We start from the raw sequence: 16,738 nt of genomic DNA, 5'->3' as shown, positions 1-16,738 counted from the left end.
TCATAATGAGCTATTGCCATAACGAAACTGTTGGAAATGGAATTTTCACCAAATACGAATGCTATGTTATTATTTAATATTCTCGCTGAATAAAAAGCACCAATATAATTTTTTCTTAAAACTAACCATGTTGTACCCATGTCCTGTGTTGTCAATATCGTCATGTACCGTCCACATACAATGCCTTTACCGGAAGGTTCCATATCTATGGATAATAAATCAGCTTCAGAAATATTTTGTATATATTCTTGTGTCCAGGTATTGCCCCCATCTTCTGTTTTGAGCATCAAACCACCGTTGCCTACGATTATCGCATGATATTTATCAATAAAACTAACGGAATTAAGAGCTACTCCAACTCCAGCGTCTTTTTGTTCCCATGTTGCCCCTCCATCTGTTGTTTTAAGAATTATTCCTTTATTTCCAACAGCAATTCCGGTATTTTCATTAAAGAAATCAACGCCGTATAGTGTTTTATCTGTTCCTGATTGTAATGGAAACCAGGTTGATTGAGCGTTAACTTTGAAAACACTGATACCAACCAACATAACGAATAGTAAAGTTTTCCTTATCATTTTATTAATTTTAGTATGAATTTTGAAAATTATATCAAGGCAAAAATAGTTTTATCATTTAGTATTAAACAATCCGTGTTGGTGGGTATTTTTATATACAGAAATCCGTATTGGCACGTATTTTTATAATTTTCCAAAAAATTGATTAATAATAACATAAGAGTTACATACTTTTACAGCGTTTTTATAAATACATTTTCTTAATGAAGTGGCTGCTAGTTTTTATAGCAATAAATTTTATAAGTGTCTTTTCTGTAAGTGGTTATGCAAAACCACCTTCTCCAACACAGGATAGCTTATTACATTTACTAAGCTCTGCGAAAGGAGAAAAGAAAGTGGATGTATTAAATAGTTTATGCTGGAATTATATTTATACAGATACGCGCAAAGCACTTGATTATGGAAATACTGCATTAACATTGGCAACTAAATTACGTTATTTTAAGGGGGAAAATGTTGCTAATAACAGGATAGGGGTTGCTTACGATATTTTGAGTAAATACGATAGCGCGCTTTTGTTTTATCATAGAGCATTGGTTATCAGTAAGAAATTTAACGATACAAGACAAATAGCTGGTAATCTGAGCAATATTGGCCTTACACATTGGCATATCGGAAATTATAATGATGCTTTAAAATATTACTTTTCGTCTCTAAGCTATTTTGAAAGTGCTAAAAATATGAACGGACTTGCGTCTGCATACAATAATATTGGATTAATTTATCAATCGTTAAGAAATAGTAACAAAGCACTTCAATTTTTCGATTCCTCTTATGTATTATATAAGAAAACCAATGATGAATTTGGGTTAGGAGCGGTAATGACAAACATTGGAAATCTGTACCTTGTAAATAATAATAAAAATAAAGCATATGAATATCTAATTAAGTCTATAAAAATAAAAGAAAAAAATAAAGATTATTATGGATTATCAATAAGCTATAACCATCTTGGATCGCTCTTTATCGAAAAGAGAAATTATGATAAAGCGTTGGCTTATGAACAGAAATCTATTGATTATGCAAAAATTATCCACGATGATAGCGAACTTGCTTCTGCATTGTTAAAAATTGTTGTTATTTATGTTAAAAAAAACAATTCAGGGAAAGCGATGGAACTAAATACCCTTGCTGAGAAAATAGCAAAAAAAGTTGAAAGCCAGAAATTATTATATGAAACATACAAAAACTACTCTGATATTTACCAACTTAAGGGAAATCTTTTCAAATCATTTGAGTATTATAGAAAATTTAAGGAAACAGAAGATAGTGTAGTTAATAGCCAACGTTTTAATCAGATTTATGATCTTGAGCTAAAACATGAAACAGAAAAAAGTAATACGGAAATAGCTTTGCTTAATAGGCAAAAAAAAATCCAAAACCTTCAGATTGAAAGACAAAATTTACTAATTGGCAAAAGAAATAATCAAATTATCTTGGTAATTACCGGATTTTTTATTGCTTTGCTGATTTTATATATTATATACATCAATTACAGGCATAAACAAAAGATTACATTAGAAGAAACTTTCTATCTTCTTAAGGAAAAGCGTGCAAATGAGGTTATTGAAGCAGAAATTCGCGAACGTAAACGTATGGGAGAGGAATTGCACGACGGGCTTGGTCAGATACTTTCTTTGTTGAAACTTACACTTACCAGCTTGAAAAACAAGCAGAAACTATCTTCTGTAAAACAAAATGAACTGATAGAAAATGCAGTAGAACTTACTGATAATGCCTTTACTGAACTTCGGAATATTTCGCATAATATGGCTCCAATTTTTTTGAAAGAAAAAGGGTTTACAGGCTCCATAAAAGATTTGCTTGATCATCTCAACCAATTTAATAAGTATAAAATCAGTATGGATATTAACGGTACTGATAATCAGCTTGAAAATTTTCTCGAATTGACCATTTACCGTGTAGTTCAGGAAGTACTAAACAATATTATTCTTCATGCAAAAGCTACCGAGATAAATTTTCAGCTTTTGCAAAGCGATAAAGAAATTACATTGATGATAGAAGATAATGGTAAAGGGTTTGATATTAGTGAAATAAGAGACAAACATGGCATTGGCTTAAGAAATATCCGGTCGCGAATAGAAAATATTGGAGGTAAAGTACACCTGGATTCTGTGATAAACCGGGGTACTATTATTACTATCATTGTTCCTGTAAAAAAAATAAAAAACGATAGAATATGAATAAAATACGGCTACTTTTGGTAGATGATCACCGGTTGATGCTAGACGGATTGATTTCTTTGCTGGAGGATGAAGATTGTATTGAAGTGGTAATGGGGGCTACCAGTGGCATGGAAGCATTGAAAATAATAGAAACAAATACAATAGATGTGCTGATGGCTGATATAAATATGCCGGAAATGAGTGGCGTGGAATTAACCAGAATTGTTCGTGAAAAGTTTCCGGATACGAAGGTATTGGCATTGAGCATGTATAATGACAACATTATGATATCTAAGATGATAGAAGCCGGAGCACTGGGCTACGTGCTAAAAAGCACGAACATTTCTGAGCTGATGGATGCCATTACCACGGTAGCTTCAGGGAAAAGATTTTTATCAAAAGATGTTCAGGAAGTTATCATGAAGGGAATCTATAATACCGGTAGTCCGATAAGTACAATAGAACCGAATGTAATAAAACTTACCCCTCGCGAAACAGAAATTCTTTCATTGATTGCACGGGAATATTCCAATGAACAAATTGCAGAAAAACTATTTATTAGCGAACGTACTGTGGAAACTCACCGGAAAAATATTTTTGTTAAAACCAAACAAAAAACCATAGTTGGATTGATAAAATATGCTATTGAAAACGGATTGATTCAGAATGCATAAATTTTATTAGTGAATTTAAAGACGATCATGCAGTAAGCATCTATGTATAAATATATTCAAATCTCTGATTTCTTTGCTGGGGCGTAAAACCAGCTTCGCGAATGGCATTTTGAATTCCGGCAGCATTAAAATTGTTGCTTGCCCCTGCACCCGAAACCACATTCTCTTCTATCATAATGGAACCGAAGTCGTTGGCTCCTGCATGCAGGCAAAGCTGTGCTGTTTGCTTTCCTACTGTTAGCCACGATGGCTGAAGATTGGGTATGTTGGGAAGCATCAACCGGCTAACTGCAATCATTCTAAGGTATTCCTCTGCATTTACACGGTTCGAAACATTGTATTTTGAAAAAAGAACAGTATTTTTATGTTGAAATGGCCAGGGAATAAACGAAAGAAAACCTGGAGCGTTTTCTGGCTTTTCTAATTGTACTTCTCTTAATTTTACCAGATGTTCCATCCTTTCTGCAATAGTTTCTACATGCCCAAACATCATTGTTGCCGAAGTTACCAGATTTAATTTGTGGGCAATACGCATTACATCCAGCCATTCTTTTGCAGAACATTTACCTGGCGAGAGAAAGTGCCGTACCCTGTCTGATAAAATTTCGGCACCAGCACCAGGAAGGCTATCCAGACCTGCTTCCATAAGTATTTCCAGTACTTTTTTATAAGAAAATTGTTCTTTTTTGGCAAGAAAAGCAATTTCCGGAGGACCCAATGCATGAAGTTTCAACTTGGGATATAGTTTTTTTAACTGGCTGAAAAGGTCGGTATAAAAAGAAAGCCCCAAATCCGGATGCATACCTCCCTGGAGGAGCAATTGTTCTCCACCCAATTGTATTGTTTCATCTATTTTTTTAATATATTGTTCAATAATAGTTATATAAGCGTTTTTACTTTTTGGCGTACAATGAAAATTGCAAAATTTGCAGCCGGACATACAAACGTTGGTAATATTTACATTACGATCAATAATCCAGGTAACTTTTCCGTCTGGATGAAGTATTTTACGAATTTCATTTGCCGTCCACATTAATTCTGCAAGGGGTGCTTCCGAAAGAAGAAATAGTCCTTCCGTTGCTGAAAGAAACTCTGCCCGCATAGCCTTATTAAGTACCCGATTTGTATTCATGTAATATGTTTTTTACCGTTCAAAAGTAGGAATTAAGTAGTAAAACACTCATACCTTTACATTTTATTTATTTACCTTTGCCCAAAATACATAAGAATGACAAAAACATCAGAAAAAGAACATATTATTGCGGGTATTACCCATGGTGATTTGAATGGAATTGGTTATGAGGTGATAATAAAATCCCTGATGGATGCACGCATTATGGAAATGTTCACCCCCATAGTGTATGGCTCATCAAAAGTAGCTTCATATCATCGTAAAACACTAAATATAAATGATTTTACATTTAATTTGATTAAGAAAGCCGATATGGCAGTGCCTCGTCGTGCTAATATTATTAATATTTATGAGCCTGAAATAAAAATAGATATGGGAGTATCCACCCATCTGGCAGGCGAAATGGCTTTTTTGGCATTGGAAGCTGCCATTGAAGACATTAAAAAGGGATTAATAGATGTCCTGGTAACGGCGCCTATTAATAAAAAGAATATTCAAAGCGATAAATTTAATTTTCCGGGGCATACTGAGTATCTTGCTGAGAAATTTTCTGCTTCCGACCCGTTAATGCTCATGGTAAGTGGAAATTTGCGGATTGGGGTTGTAACTGGTCATATTCCCCTGACAGAGGTATCCAATACAATTAATACAGAACTGATATTAAATAAAATAAAAATCCTTAACGAATCATTGAAACGGGATTTTAATATCCAACGCCCCAAAATTGCTTTATTTGGGCTTAATCCCCATGCTGGCGACGAAGGTTTGCTTGGAAACGAAGAAATTGATATAATTATACCGGCAGTCAACCAAGCTATGGAACAAGGCATTCTGGCATATGGACCTTACGCTGCCGACGGTTTTTTTGGTTCGGAAACTTTTACCCAATTCGATGGCATGTTGGCAATGTACCACGACCAGGGATTACTTCCTTTTAAGACTCTTGCTTTTGAAAGTGGGGTTAATTACACGGCAGGATTACCTTTTGTGAGAACTTCTCCTGCTCATGGAACTGCTTATGAACTGGCAGGAAAGGATAAGGCTTCACCGGATGCCTTCAGAGCAGCTATCTATTTAGCAATAGATATTTACAAAAACAGGCAAATGTTCGATCATCTTCAGGCAAATGCCCTCAGCAATACCGAACATAAATAAATGTTTAAACCTTAATGGAATACACCTTTCAACAGATTGGGAAAATTATTTCCGGGAAAATAATACAGCAAACAAACAGCGAGGTTGTAAGGGATTTACTCATTGACAGCCGGAGGCTGTTGTCTCCCGAAAAAACTTTATTTTTTGCCCTTATTTCATCAAGAAATGATGGACATAAGTTTATAGACGAATTATATAAAAAGGGAGTAAGAAAATTTGTAATATCCGATACAAATTATCCTGTTCAAAATTGCAATGCGGCTGGTTTTATTGTAGTTGACAATACATTGAATGCCTTACAGGTATTGGGACAGTTTCACAGAAATCGCTTTACGTTTCCGGTAATAGGTATCACGGGAAGTAATGGGAAAACTATTGTAAAAGAATGGCTTTATCAGTTGATTGGCAGTGATAAAAAGGTTGTACGCAGCCCGTTAAGCTATAATTCACAAATTGGGGTTCCGTTGTCAGTACTCCAGATGAATGATTCGCATCAACTGGCTATTTTTGAGGCCGGAATATCACAACCAGATGAAATGCAGAAGCTTGCTTTAATTATCCAACCCGAAATAGGAATTTTTACCAATATAGGCTCTGCACATAGCGAAAACTTTAAAAGCCTTGAGGAAAAAATAAGAGAGAAACTTCTATTGTTTAAAAAAGCTAAACGCATTATTTTGCGCCAGAATACGCTTATTGATAATGTTCTCAAAAATACATTCTTAAATGAAGAATGCCAGCCATTCACCTGGAGTCGCCAGCCTGGTTCCGACCTTTGGATAAAAAACGTCCGAAAATTCAGGAACGTTACCCAACTTACAGTTATTTATCAAGACAGGGAAACTAAAATTTCCATCCCTTTTACCGATTTGGCTTCAATGGAAAATGCAATGCATTGTTTTGCAACATTGCTTGTACTTAACTATCCGATAGAGGAGGCTGCCTCCCGGCTGCAGTATTTGCATCCTTTATCCATGCGGTTGGAGCTTAAGGAAGGGATAAATCATTGTTCTATAATTAATGACAGTTACAGTTCCGACATAAATTCTTTGGCAGTTGGCATTGATTTTTTGAACCAACAAAAACAACATCCCCAAAAAACGGTAATTATTTCCGATATTTTGCAAAGCGGAAAAACAAATGAAGAATTATATTCAGAGGTGGCTACTCTTTTATATAGAAAGCATATTAACAGGGTAATAGGTATAGGCACAGCCATTAGTCAGCAGCAGGAAAAATTCAGGATGGAGAAAAAATTTTTTCCCGATACCGAAACTTTTTTGCAGGAATTTTCTGTAAACCATTTTCAGAATGAAGCTATTTTACTTAAAGGCGCAAGAATTTTTGGTTTTGAGAAAATTAATAGTATTTTGCAGCAAAAAGCTCATGAAACTGTATTGGAAATCAATTTGAATGCACTGGTACATAATCTGAATTATTATCGCTCGCAATTAACTAACGGAACTAAAATAATGGCAATGGTAAAGGCATTTTCATATGGAAGTGGTAGTTATGAAATTGCAGGGGCTTTACAATTTCATCATGCCGATTATCTTACTGTTGCCTATGCCGACGAGGGAATAGAACTTCGCAAAGCAGGAATTACCTTGCCTATTCTTGTAATGAATCCTGAAAACCACGCAATTGATGCCATGCTTGTGAATAAACTAGAACCGGAAGTGTACAGTTTCAAGACTCTTGACATGATTGAAAAGGCGTTAAAAAATTCACCAGATATAACAATAGTCCATATACATATTAAATTAGACACTGGGATGCACCGGCTAGGATTTTGTGTTGGAGAGTTAGAACAGCTAATTGAAAGGATAAAAAATAATAAAAGAATAATAATCAAATCAATATTTTCGCACCTGGCAGCCGCAGACGATGCTGAAGAGGATACTTTTACCCACAGTCAAATTACTGTATTTTCTAAAATGAGTAAATTAATTCAGCAGCAATTTAATTATAAAATATTATTACACATATTAAATTCGGCTGGAATTACAAGATTTCCTGGTGCACAGTTTGATATGGTACGTTTGGGAATTGGGTTATATGGAATTGCATCAGTTCCAGAGGATGAAAAATACTTAAAAAATGTAAATACTTTAAAAACAATAATATCTCAAATTAAAAAAGTTCCTGAAGGGGAAACAGTAGGCTATAATCGCCGGTGGAAAGCAACAAAGGAAAGTAAAATAGCAACAATACCAATAGGATATGCTGACGGATTAAATCGGAGATTAGGAAATGGGAAAGGTTTTTTACTAATAAATAATCAGTTAGCTCCAATTATAGGGAATATATGTATGGATATGTGTATGTTGGATATTTCACATATAGAAGCAAAAGAAGGCGATGAAGTGATTGTGTTTGGCGAAAAAAATTCAATCACCAAACTTGCAAAGGCTATGGATACAATTCCTTATGAAATTTTAACTGCCATTTCGAGGAGAGTTAAAAGGATTTATATACAGGAATAAGCGATGTAAGCGACGTGCAAATGAGAAAAATAAAATTAAATATGAATTGTAGAATTGGTAAAAATATAAATATATTTTTACCAATTCTAATGTTTTTTTTTGGAATATGGTATTTTGCCATTCGAATACTAGGTTTGGATTTTGCTTATATTCCTGGAGATTTCGGTGATGCAAGATTTATTCATTATATATTAGAACATGGGTATCGTTTTCTTTCAGGAAATGAAAATTCTTTCTGGAATGCAAGTTTTATGTTTCCTTATAAAAATAATATTGCTTTATCCGATAATATGTTGGGAACAATGCCTATTTATGCCCTTTATAGGATTATTGGAATAAATTCTGAAACTTCTTTTCAATTTTGGTGACTAACTATTACGGCGTTTAATTATATCATTACTTATTTCGTAATGCGTAAGTGTTTAAAAAACAATTTTATATCAGCTTTAGTAGCCTATATTTTTGCATTTGGAATATTTAATTTGGGTCAGATATATTTTGTACAAATGAATATAAAATTTTTGATTCCATTAGTATTTTATGCTGCACATCAATTAATAATGAATCCTTCGAGGAAGTATTTAATAGTTTATGCGTTAGGACTTGTTTATCAGTTTTATTGTGTTATTTACACAGGATTTTTTTTATTTTATTTTTCAATATTTTACATGATTATTTTGTCATTTGTTTATAAAAAAAACAAATTTATCTTATTTTATTTTACTAAAAAGGAATATATATATACTTTATTAATTACTTGTATTTCTTTAAGTTTAATGTTCTTATTGTTAGCGCCTTATGTTTATTCGGCAGAAGATTTAGGTTATAGAAATTACAGTTTTGTAACTAATTTTTTGCCAAGGCCATTGTCCTTTTTTCTTTCTCATAATTCCTCAGTTCCATGGAGAATACTTTCCTCTTTTGGAGATAAAATTGTTTCTGAGTGGTGGCTACATATACTTTTTCCGGGTATTTTACCTTATTTAGGTTTAATTATAGCATTAGTCTATATCATAAAAAATTTGTTTATAAAAAAGCCGATTAACAAAACCATTCTATCTTTAGTTGCTATAATATTATTAATATTAATATTATACATAAGAACTAATGGTGGGAAAACATTATATTTCATTCTTTTTAACTTACCTGGAATGAATAGTTTGCAGGTATTAACAAGATTCGCATACATATGGAACTTTTTACTTTTAATTGTAGGTGCATTAATGTTATTAAAATTAAAAAACTACAAAATGGTATGGAAAATAGTAATGTTTATTTTTCCTATTATAATTGTTACAGATAATTTATTTGATGCATCAAAAGTTTTAAAAACTGAAAAAAAAGAATGTATAATTCGTATAGACACATTAAAATTAAAAATTCAAAATGAATATAATCACAGAAAACATATAGCTTTTGCCTATGTCCCAGGTAATAGTGTCCCAGCTTATCAGGCTCATTTGGATGCAATGCGGACAAGCCAGGAACTTAATATACCTACTATAAATGGATATTCAACTTCATGTCCTTCTAAGGGAGATGCTTGTGCGTTTTATTCAAAATGTGATAAGGAAACATTATTAATATTGTTAAATATCAATAAAATACAATCAAAATCAGTTTGTATTATTGAAAACTAAATAGAGTTAATGGGTGATGAAAAATTACTATTAAAAATTCAAATAAATAAATATACATTTTAAATTGTAATATAATAAGTAATACAATCTTTATATATTATTTTTTATAAGTAATGCGATTATATTATTTATTATTTAATGATTATCCGTTTTCCTGCCTAAAAAGTATAAAACCATAATTTATGAAGAAAAATATTAATGATTCGTAGTATGATACGTTATTTTTTCAATAGGGTAGGCTTTGCGGTTCTCTATGCGCAATTCTTTCCTTACTCTGCGGTAAAAAAAATTTAAACCGCAGAGAATGGCTGAGTCTCTTGCAAAGAGGCGCAAAGAATTTTTATTAATAAATTTGTTTAGGTAAGATAGCAGAGACTCATAAAATGTTTTATTCTTAACAGGTTAATCAGGGCAAAAATTATTTAGAAAAAACCACTAAAATTTCTATCACATGCTTTCCCCCAATTAACCAGTAACTATCAGTATTATATATATTGGGGTAACCTTTTTATAATATAATCACGATTTGTTAACGTTATTTTATGCTATATAATTTATCTTATTGTAAAACAAGTTTAATTATTTTGCAGTATTTTAAACCTTTTTTATAGTTTTGCCTTAAATTCAGTTTTAACATTAATGAAAGTATTATCTATATTAATACCCGCCTATAATGAAGCGGGAACGATTGCCCTTATTCTCGATAAGGTATTAAATGTTCAACTTATAGATAATATTCAAAAGGAAATTATTATTATCAACGATTGTTCTACAGATAATACTATGAGGGTAGTAGAAGAATATATTGCATTACATCCTCAATCAATAATTAAATTATACAATCAAACAATAAACAAGGGTAAAGGATCTGCTATTCATAGAGGAATAAAAGAAGCACAAGGCGATTTTATAATTGTTCAGGATGCGGATTTGGAATACGACCCGGAGGAATATAATGTACTATTGAAGCCTATTGTGGATGGACATGCAGATGTGGTATATGGGTCAAGGTTTATGGGAGGTCAGCCACATCGTATTTTATTTTTCTGGCATACAATCGGGAATCGTTTCCTTACTTTCCTATCCAATATGTTTACTAATCTCAATCTTACTGACATGGAGACATGTTATAAATTGTTTAGGACAGAGATTCTTAAACAAATTCAGTTTAAAGAAAAACGTTTTGGTTTTGAACCAGAGGTTACTGCCAAGATTTCTCATATAAAAGGAATAAGGATTTATGAGGTGGGAATTTCTTATTATGGACGTACATATGAAGACGGGAAGAAAATAGGAATGTCAGATGGATTTAGAGCGATAATTTGTGTTTTGAAATATGGTTTATTTTACAAAAAATAAATTATGAAGAGAATTAGGTTGTGGATGAGCTACTTACTGCTACTGATTATTCCTTTGTTGGTGGTTATTTATCAGCAACATATAGAAAAAAATATATATTGTAGCGATCCTGACTATGCTTATATTCTTAATGGTCTTAATATAAATATGCACAAACTTCCGTTATATTGTGATCACCCAGGGGTACCTTTAACAATATTTTCGGCGGCAGGAATACGGCTAACTTATTGGCTTCATGAAAAATCTGCAGATATACAGACAGATGTTCTTTTGCATCCTGCTTATTATGAGATTCGTTTGCAATTGATGTTATTTTTTTTAATAGTAGCAGTTACTCTTTTTTCGGGTTATGGGATATATAAAAAGTCTAAAAATTTAAATTTGGCAATAGCCTCACAATCTGCACCATTTTTATTTTCCACATCCTTAACCATCTCATCGGTTAGTTTTATGCCAGATGCGATGTTAATTATTATATTACAATTGTTTATATTGCTGATTATTCAATATGGAGTAAAGAAAATAAATAATGAAGATACAACAAAAGAGTTATGGCTGTTCCCAATTCTTTCTGGTTTAGCTTTATCTGTAAAATTAATTGTTCTTCCGATCTTATTATTACCTATATTATTTATCGGATTTAATATTAAGAAGCTTGTAAAATTTTTTTCTATTACCGCCTTAAGTTTTATTATATTCACATTACCGGTTATTAAGCAATATCCTTATATGTTTAATTGGTTTTTATCATTATTTACGCATTCCGGAATATATGGCGGTGGAAGTACAACAATCATAAATCCAGATACTTACTATAAAAATATCATATTTATTATATCAAATAATAATTTAATGACAGTTTTTATGATATTGTCGCTCGTCTGGTTAATTTATTTTTATTATTTAAAAAGAACTGGACGAAATCATTATAATACTTTTGTATTTAAATTATTCTTTTACTCAATTATTACTCAAATAGTAAGTATCCTTATTGTTTCAAAATCTTTTGATGGGAAAAGTTACTATTTAATTGTAACTTATGCGTTGACCGCATTAACTTTTATTATAGCTTGTGTATTAATATCAATGCAATTTAGATTCAGGAACCATCTTATACAGTTAATATTTTTGAGCAGTTTGATGGTCTTTTGTATATTGGTTAATTTAAAAAACTACAAAGTTGATTTTCTTGGTCAATCAATGACAAAAATTGAATGTGATGAATTACAAAAGTTTCTTGAAAATAATTCAGAATATAATATTGTTACAAATGCTTCATATAGTTTAAATAAAAACTATGCTTTATTATTTGGGCTTGCATTTTCAAGAGTTCATGAAAATAGATTAATGCAACTTTATCCAAAAGCATATTTTTATAATGTAATTCCGGAAAAATTTACAAATTGGTATAAAGAGGTCCCAATTAATAGTATGTTTAAAAATAATAAAATGCTATTAGTGGATAGATATTTGAGCGATCAGGAAGAAGCAAATTTTATAAAGAATGGATATGCTGTTAAGTTATTATTTTCGAATAGAATAAAAGCTGTATATGAATTAGCTAATTATAAATTTGAAACAGGTAATTACGAAGTATTAATAAAAGACAAAATTAAAAAGATTTATAGCGATAAAAAATGGTTAAATGCAATCAGAGAAAAATCTCTACAAAAGGGAATATCATTAGATAGTATGGTATATTTAGATGCTAAGTGGATGATAGACACTTATGGGAAATAAGTTTAAATTAATTATAGTGAATTTTTTTTATTTATTGAAAAAATTAAAACACTTTAAAATGAAATAAGTTTATAATATGTTGTGTGGTAGAAAAATAGTTGTTGTATTGCCAGCTTATAATGCTGAGAAGACATTAGAAAATACTTATTGCGAGATTCCAATGGATATTGTTGACGATGTGGTAATTGTTGATGATGCCAGTTCTGATAAAACAGTAGAAATAGCAAGAAAGATTGGAATCAAACATATAATTAAACATGAAAATAATAAAGGCTATGGTGGAAATCAAAAATCTTGTTATAATAAGGCATTGGAATTAGGCGCCGATATTATAATTATGTTACATCCGGATTATCAATATACACCTAAACTAATTCCATCTATGGCATATATTATTGCCAACGATTTATACCATGTGGTTTTAGGTTCTCGTATTTTAGGTAAGGGCGCATTAAAGGGGGGGATGCCTGTTTATAAATATATCGCAAATCGCTTCCTTACATTGGTACAAAATATATTAATCAACGAAAAAATTTCTGAATACCATACCGGATACCGTGCTTTTTCAAGAGATGTCTTAGAATCAATTAATTATAATATGAATTCTGATGATTTTGTTTTTGATAACCAAATGCTTTCACAAATAGTGTACGCGGGTTATGAAATTGCAGAAGTAACCTGCCCTACCAAATATTTTAAAGACGCTTCTTCAATAAATTTAAACAGAAGTATAATGTATGGATTAGGTGTTTTAAGAACATCTTTTATTCATTTTTTACAACGAAAAAAAATAATTAATAATAGTTTATATTTTTTAAAAAATAATAGTTTGATAAAAGATTAATATTTGGTAATATGAAAACTTCATTATTAAAATTAAAAAATATAAACATTATTATTTTTATTATTATTTATGAATTAATATTTTTATTCATATTATATAAAGTTTTTCAAGTTCCAATAACACACGACGAAACGTCAACAACTGCTCATTATAGTAACTTTAATGTTTGGCAAATAATGATGTATCCTGATAATTGGCCTAATAATCATGTATTAAACACTTTAATAACTAAAGGATTTTTAGGTTTATTTGGTAAGGAGCAATGGGTAGTTAGATTACCTAACCTTTTATCTTTTTTAGTTTATGCTTTTGCTGTTTATCGTATTATTGTTTCAATTTTAAAAAAGGATTCTGTTTATTTTATTCCTGCTGCTATTTTATTTATAGCTAACCCATATTTTCTGGACTTTTTTGGATTGTGCAGAGGATACGGTATGTCATGTTCATTATGTACTTTATCAGTAAGTTACTTAATTTCGGGATATAAATATTTAAAAAATAAAGATATCTGGTTAGCATTTTCCCTTTCAATCTTAGCCTCTTATGCTAATTTTACGCTTTTAGTTTTTTGGGCGGCAGTTACTATACTAACTTGGTTATATTTTTTATTATTGAGGAAAGGGGGAATAAGGCTTGTTATTAAGCCAACATTAATAATCTTAATTTCTTGCATTTTATATGCTGCACTGATAGCAGTTCCAATTTACAAGATGCAAAGTACTAATCAGTTTCAATATTGGTATTCATTGGGCTTTTTGAAAGGAACGATTTTTTCAATTGTTCAACAGGCACTTTATGGCTCAACAAGTATAATTCCCAATTTGGAATTTATAATTGTAGCATTTGGAATTATTGTAGTAATATTCAATATTATATATATTGTAATTCAATTTAGAAATGTTAAATTAAAAATTATAAATAATCCAGTTTTTATTACAACTACAGTTTTGATATTTACATCTGTTATAAGTATTTTACAATGTAAGATTTTACATACTCCTGATTTAAGTGGAAGGACTGCTCTGTTTTTTTATCCATTATTTATTATTGTATTTATTACAACTATTTTTGTATTTTCAGATATAATAAGTATGGTTACGTCAAAAATAATATCTATATTTATAACTTTATTATGTTTATATCATCTTGCAAATACTTTCAGTTTTAAAAGCGTAAGAGAATGGTGGTTTGATGCAAATACATATGAGGTTATAAATTATTTAAAATATACTAATGGTAATCAGCCTGTTTCTTTAAAAACGAACTGGCTTTATTTTCCATCTTTTTATTTTTATAAATATACAGGTAAACTACCTTTGATGGATTTAAAGGATTATGACAAATCTATAGATATTAATACCAATGCAGATTATTATTATATACTTGCTGAAGATTATAAAACATTGGAACCAAAGTTTGAAATAGTATATAAGTTTACTGATAATAGTTGGCTTTTAAAAAAGAAAACCATATTGAAGGAAAATAAAGAATAAATAACGATTAAAATTATTTTTCATTATATCTTTTTGATGCTTCTCGGAAAACAATATCATCAATAAAGGAATGTTCTTTGGTTGCTGTTTTAAATAGATTTCTCATTAAAATTTTCTCATTTCTTATTTTAATAACCTCTAATAAAACTGAATCTTGGTATTTTTGATTGGTATTTTTACTAAAACCTTCATTAAAAACAAATTCTGCATTGATTCTAACCCAATCTTCTGTTGAAATATTTTTTTCCTTAGCTGCTTTAATTAGTAGCTTGTACCAATCATCATATCTACGGATACCGTTTTCTATATCATTTATAGTATCTTTTAAATAATTAGGAAAATATAATTTGTATAAATGTTCATTAAAATTCCAGAAAGCAGTATGAAGAAAGCGTTCGGTACACATCATGAAAATCACATCTCTTTTTTCAATTTCTTTCTTCAAATCAAGTTGTTCAGCAAATGTTTCTTTTGTATATGAATCAGGAAATACTTTGGAACCATAATACCAAAGCTGGTGGTCATCTTTAAATAAGTTAGATATTTTCCCTTCCCCAAGTAAAGAAAAATAAAAACTATCACCTATAACAAGAACCGATGGCTTGGTTTTTGTTTTATCATTTATAAAACTTATTTTAGGATAAGCCATCTTATATGTAGGCATTTTAAATAGCAGATTCATAGCCTTTCCCATATCATAATCCACTCCCTGAAGTTTATTGGTATAATTAATTTTGGTAATGCTAATATCCGGCAGATCAATATTACGCGTTTTTTCAATGTATTTGGCAAGTGAATCCATTGCAAGCATCGCACCATAGGAGCTCCAATGAATTCCGTATTGCGGGAAAAGAGAGTATTTTGAAGTGTTTTTTATGCTTTTAAACCATGCATTCATATCTATGTATTTGACATTATATCTGTCAAAACATTCAATATAATATTTATAATTGGTAATTTTATTTAGATTTGGGTGATATTTGTCAGGTATATATTCGGGGAAAAAACTTGCTTTCCCAGGTTCAAAAACCGGAATTAAATCTATATTATATGTTTTTTTTAAATAGTCTTGAAGGAATTTTATCTGTCGTACTTTTCGTTCAATAGGAATTTTGCCAATAAAAAGTTCTCCATTATATTCGAGAAGATAATCCTCCTCAAACATATAATTTTTTTTGCCAACTACGACTCCTTCAGCATGAGCAATTTTAAATATGTTAAAATCCAGTTGGTTGTTCAACCTTATAAAAAACTCGCGAAACCCTATATGTTCTTCAATATATTTATTAAATTTTTCTTGATAATTATCAGAAAACCATGCATCCCAGGAAAAAACGGGTTTTTCTGCCGGTACATAAGATCCTCCAAGGGGCTCTAATTTAATAAAAAGATAAGTTACCTGTATTAAAGGTAGTAAAAGCATCAGGATAATTATACTGAATAATATTCTTTTT

At 30.8% G+C, this 16,738-nt stretch carries 13 protein-coding genes; 10 read left to right on the top strand and 3 right to left on the bottom strand.

The window, feature by feature from the left end; all coding sequences use genetic code 11:
• On the bottom strand, positions 1-575 hold a 575-nt coding region (locus M0R21_06080; GenBank protein ID MCK9617388.1), incomplete at its 3' end, for a YCF48-related protein.
• 203 nt (positions 576-778) lie between these two features.
• Here M0R21_06080 and M0R21_06075 point away from each other — a divergent pair.
• Both M0R21_06075 and M0R21_06070 read left to right on the top strand, forming a co-directional pair.
• The gene (locus tag M0R21_06075) at positions 779-2,779 is read left to right on the top strand and encodes a sensor histidine kinase (protein MCK9617387.1); all 2,001 of its coding nucleotides are present in this window, start codon (positions 779-781) and stop codon (positions 2,777-2,779) included.
• Positions 2,776-3,435 (top strand): response regulator transcription factor, encoded by a 660-nt coding sequence (locus M0R21_06070; protein ID MCK9617386.1) that lies wholly within the window; start codon positions 2,776-2,778, stop codon positions 3,433-3,435. Before M0R21_06075 ends, M0R21_06070 begins: the two co-directional genes overlap by 4 nt.
• 40 nt (positions 3,436-3,475) lie before the next feature.
• On the opposite strand, the gene mqnC is transcribed toward M0R21_06070, so the two are convergent.
• Entirely contained in the window at positions 3,476-4,567 is a 1,092-nt protein-coding gene (mqnC, locus tag M0R21_06065) for a dehypoxanthine futalosine cyclase (GenBank protein MCK9617385.1), read from the bottom strand.
• Positions 4,568-4,663: 96 nt separating this feature from the next.
• Between mqnC and pdxA the strand changes: the two genes are divergently transcribed.
• The 8 genes from pdxA to M0R21_06025 all read left to right on the top strand — a co-directional run bounded on the left by pdxA (position 4,664) and on the right by M0R21_06025 (position 15,284).
• Positions 4,664-5,722, top strand: coding sequence for a 4-hydroxythreonine-4-phosphate dehydrogenase PdxA (gene pdxA / locus M0R21_06060; protein MCK9617384.1), 1,059 nt, complete (start codon positions 4,664-4,666; stop codon positions 5,720-5,722).
• Between the two features lie 14 nt (positions 5,723-5,736).
• The gene (locus M0R21_06055) at positions 5,737-8,208 is read left to right on the top strand and encodes a bifunctional UDP-N-acetylmuramoyl-tripeptide:D-alanyl-D-alanine ligase/alanine racemase (GenBank protein MCK9617383.1); all 2,472 of its coding nucleotides are present in this window, start codon (positions 5,737-5,739) and stop codon (positions 8,206-8,208) included.
• A 20-nt stretch (positions 8,209-8,228) separates the two neighbouring features.
• Positions 8,229-8,576, top strand: coding sequence for a hypothetical protein (locus M0R21_06050; protein ID MCK9617382.1), 348 nt, complete (start codon positions 8,229-8,231; stop codon positions 8,574-8,576).
• 138 nt (positions 8,577-8,714) lie between these two features.
• Positions 8,715-9,848: a hypothetical protein gene (locus M0R21_06045; GenBank protein MCK9617381.1), complete on the top strand. Its 1,134-nt coding sequence runs from the start codon at positions 8,715-8,717 to the stop codon at positions 9,846-9,848.
• Between the two features lie 639 nt (positions 9,849-10,487).
• Positions 10,488-11,207, top strand: coding sequence for a glycosyltransferase family 2 protein (locus M0R21_06040; GenBank protein MCK9617380.1), 720 nt, complete (start codon positions 10,488-10,490; stop codon positions 11,205-11,207).
• 3 nt (positions 11,208-11,210) lie between these two features.
• On the top strand, positions 11,211-12,947 hold the full coding sequence (locus M0R21_06035) for a hypothetical protein (GenBank protein MCK9617379.1): 1,737 nt from the start codon (positions 11,211-11,213) through the stop codon (positions 12,945-12,947).
• 76 nt (positions 12,948-13,023) lie between these two features.
• Complete coding sequence (locus tag M0R21_06030; GenBank protein MCK9617378.1) at positions 13,024-13,791, top strand: glycosyltransferase family 2 protein; 768 nt, start codon at positions 13,024-13,026, stop codon at positions 13,789-13,791.
• A gap of 11 nt (positions 13,792-13,802) precedes the next feature.
• Positions 13,803-15,284 carry a hypothetical protein gene (locus M0R21_06025; GenBank protein ID MCK9617377.1) on the top strand — a complete coding sequence of 494 codons (1,482 nt, stop codon included), beginning with the start codon at positions 13,803-13,805 and terminating at the stop codon, positions 15,282-15,284.
• 13 nt (positions 15,285-15,297) lie between these two features.
• Here M0R21_06025 and M0R21_06020 read toward each other — a convergent pair whose 3' ends face one another.
• Positions 15,298-16,707: a hypothetical protein gene (locus M0R21_06020; protein ID MCK9617376.1), complete on the bottom strand. Its 1,410-nt coding sequence runs from the start codon at positions 16,705-16,707 to the stop codon at positions 15,298-15,300.
• Positions 16,708-16,738 lie beyond the last annotated feature (31 nt).

The sequence above is a fragment of the Lentimicrobiaceae bacterium genome (genome assembly GCA_023227965.1).
GTDB lineage: Bacteria > Bacteroidota > Bacteroidia > Bacteroidales > JALOCA01 > JALOCA01.
This window is presented reverse-complemented; position numbering and strand designations above follow the sequence as displayed.

Bases quoted from the DNA above. Each gene is read 5' to 3' on its own strand.
- M0R21_06040 (MCK9617380.1), top strand. From the start codon at position 10,488: ATGAAAGTATTATCTATATTAATACCCGCCTATAATGAAGCGGGAACG.
- M0R21_06030 (MCK9617378.1), top strand. From the start codon at position 13,024: ATGTTGTGTGGTAGAAAAATAGTTGTTGTATTGCCAGCTTATAATGCT.
- M0R21_06070 (MCK9617386.1), top strand. From the start codon at position 2,776: ATGAATAAAATACGGCTACTTTTGGTAGATGATCACCGGTTGATGCTA.
- M0R21_06045 (MCK9617381.1), top strand. From the start codon at position 8,715: ATGAATATAAAATTTTTGATTCCATTAGTATTTTATGCTGCACATCAA.
- M0R21_06025 (MCK9617377.1), top strand. From the start codon at position 13,803: ATGAAAACTTCATTATTAAAATTAAAAAATATAAACATTATTATTTTT.
- M0R21_06035 (MCK9617379.1), top strand. From the start codon at position 11,211: ATGAAGAGAATTAGGTTGTGGATGAGCTACTTACTGCTACTGATTATT.
- M0R21_06020 (MCK9617376.1), bottom strand. From the start codon at position 16,707: ATGCTTTTACTACCTTTAATACAGGTAACTTATCTTTTTATTAAATTA.
- M0R21_06075 (MCK9617387.1), top strand. From the start codon at position 779: ATGAAGTGGCTGCTAGTTTTTATAGCAATAAATTTTATAAGTGTCTTT.
- M0R21_06055 (MCK9617383.1), top strand. From the start codon at position 5,737: ATGGAATACACCTTTCAACAGATTGGGAAAATTATTTCCGGGAAAATA.
- M0R21_06050 (MCK9617382.1), top strand. From the start codon at position 8,229: ATGAGAAAAATAAAATTAAATATGAATTGTAGAATTGGTAAAAATATA.
- pdxA (MCK9617384.1), top strand. From the start codon at position 4,664: ATGACAAAAACATCAGAAAAAGAACATATTATTGCGGGTATTACCCAT.
- mqnC (MCK9617385.1), bottom strand. From the start codon at position 4,567: ATGAATACAAATCGGGTACTTAATAAGGCTATGCGGGCAGAGTTTCTT.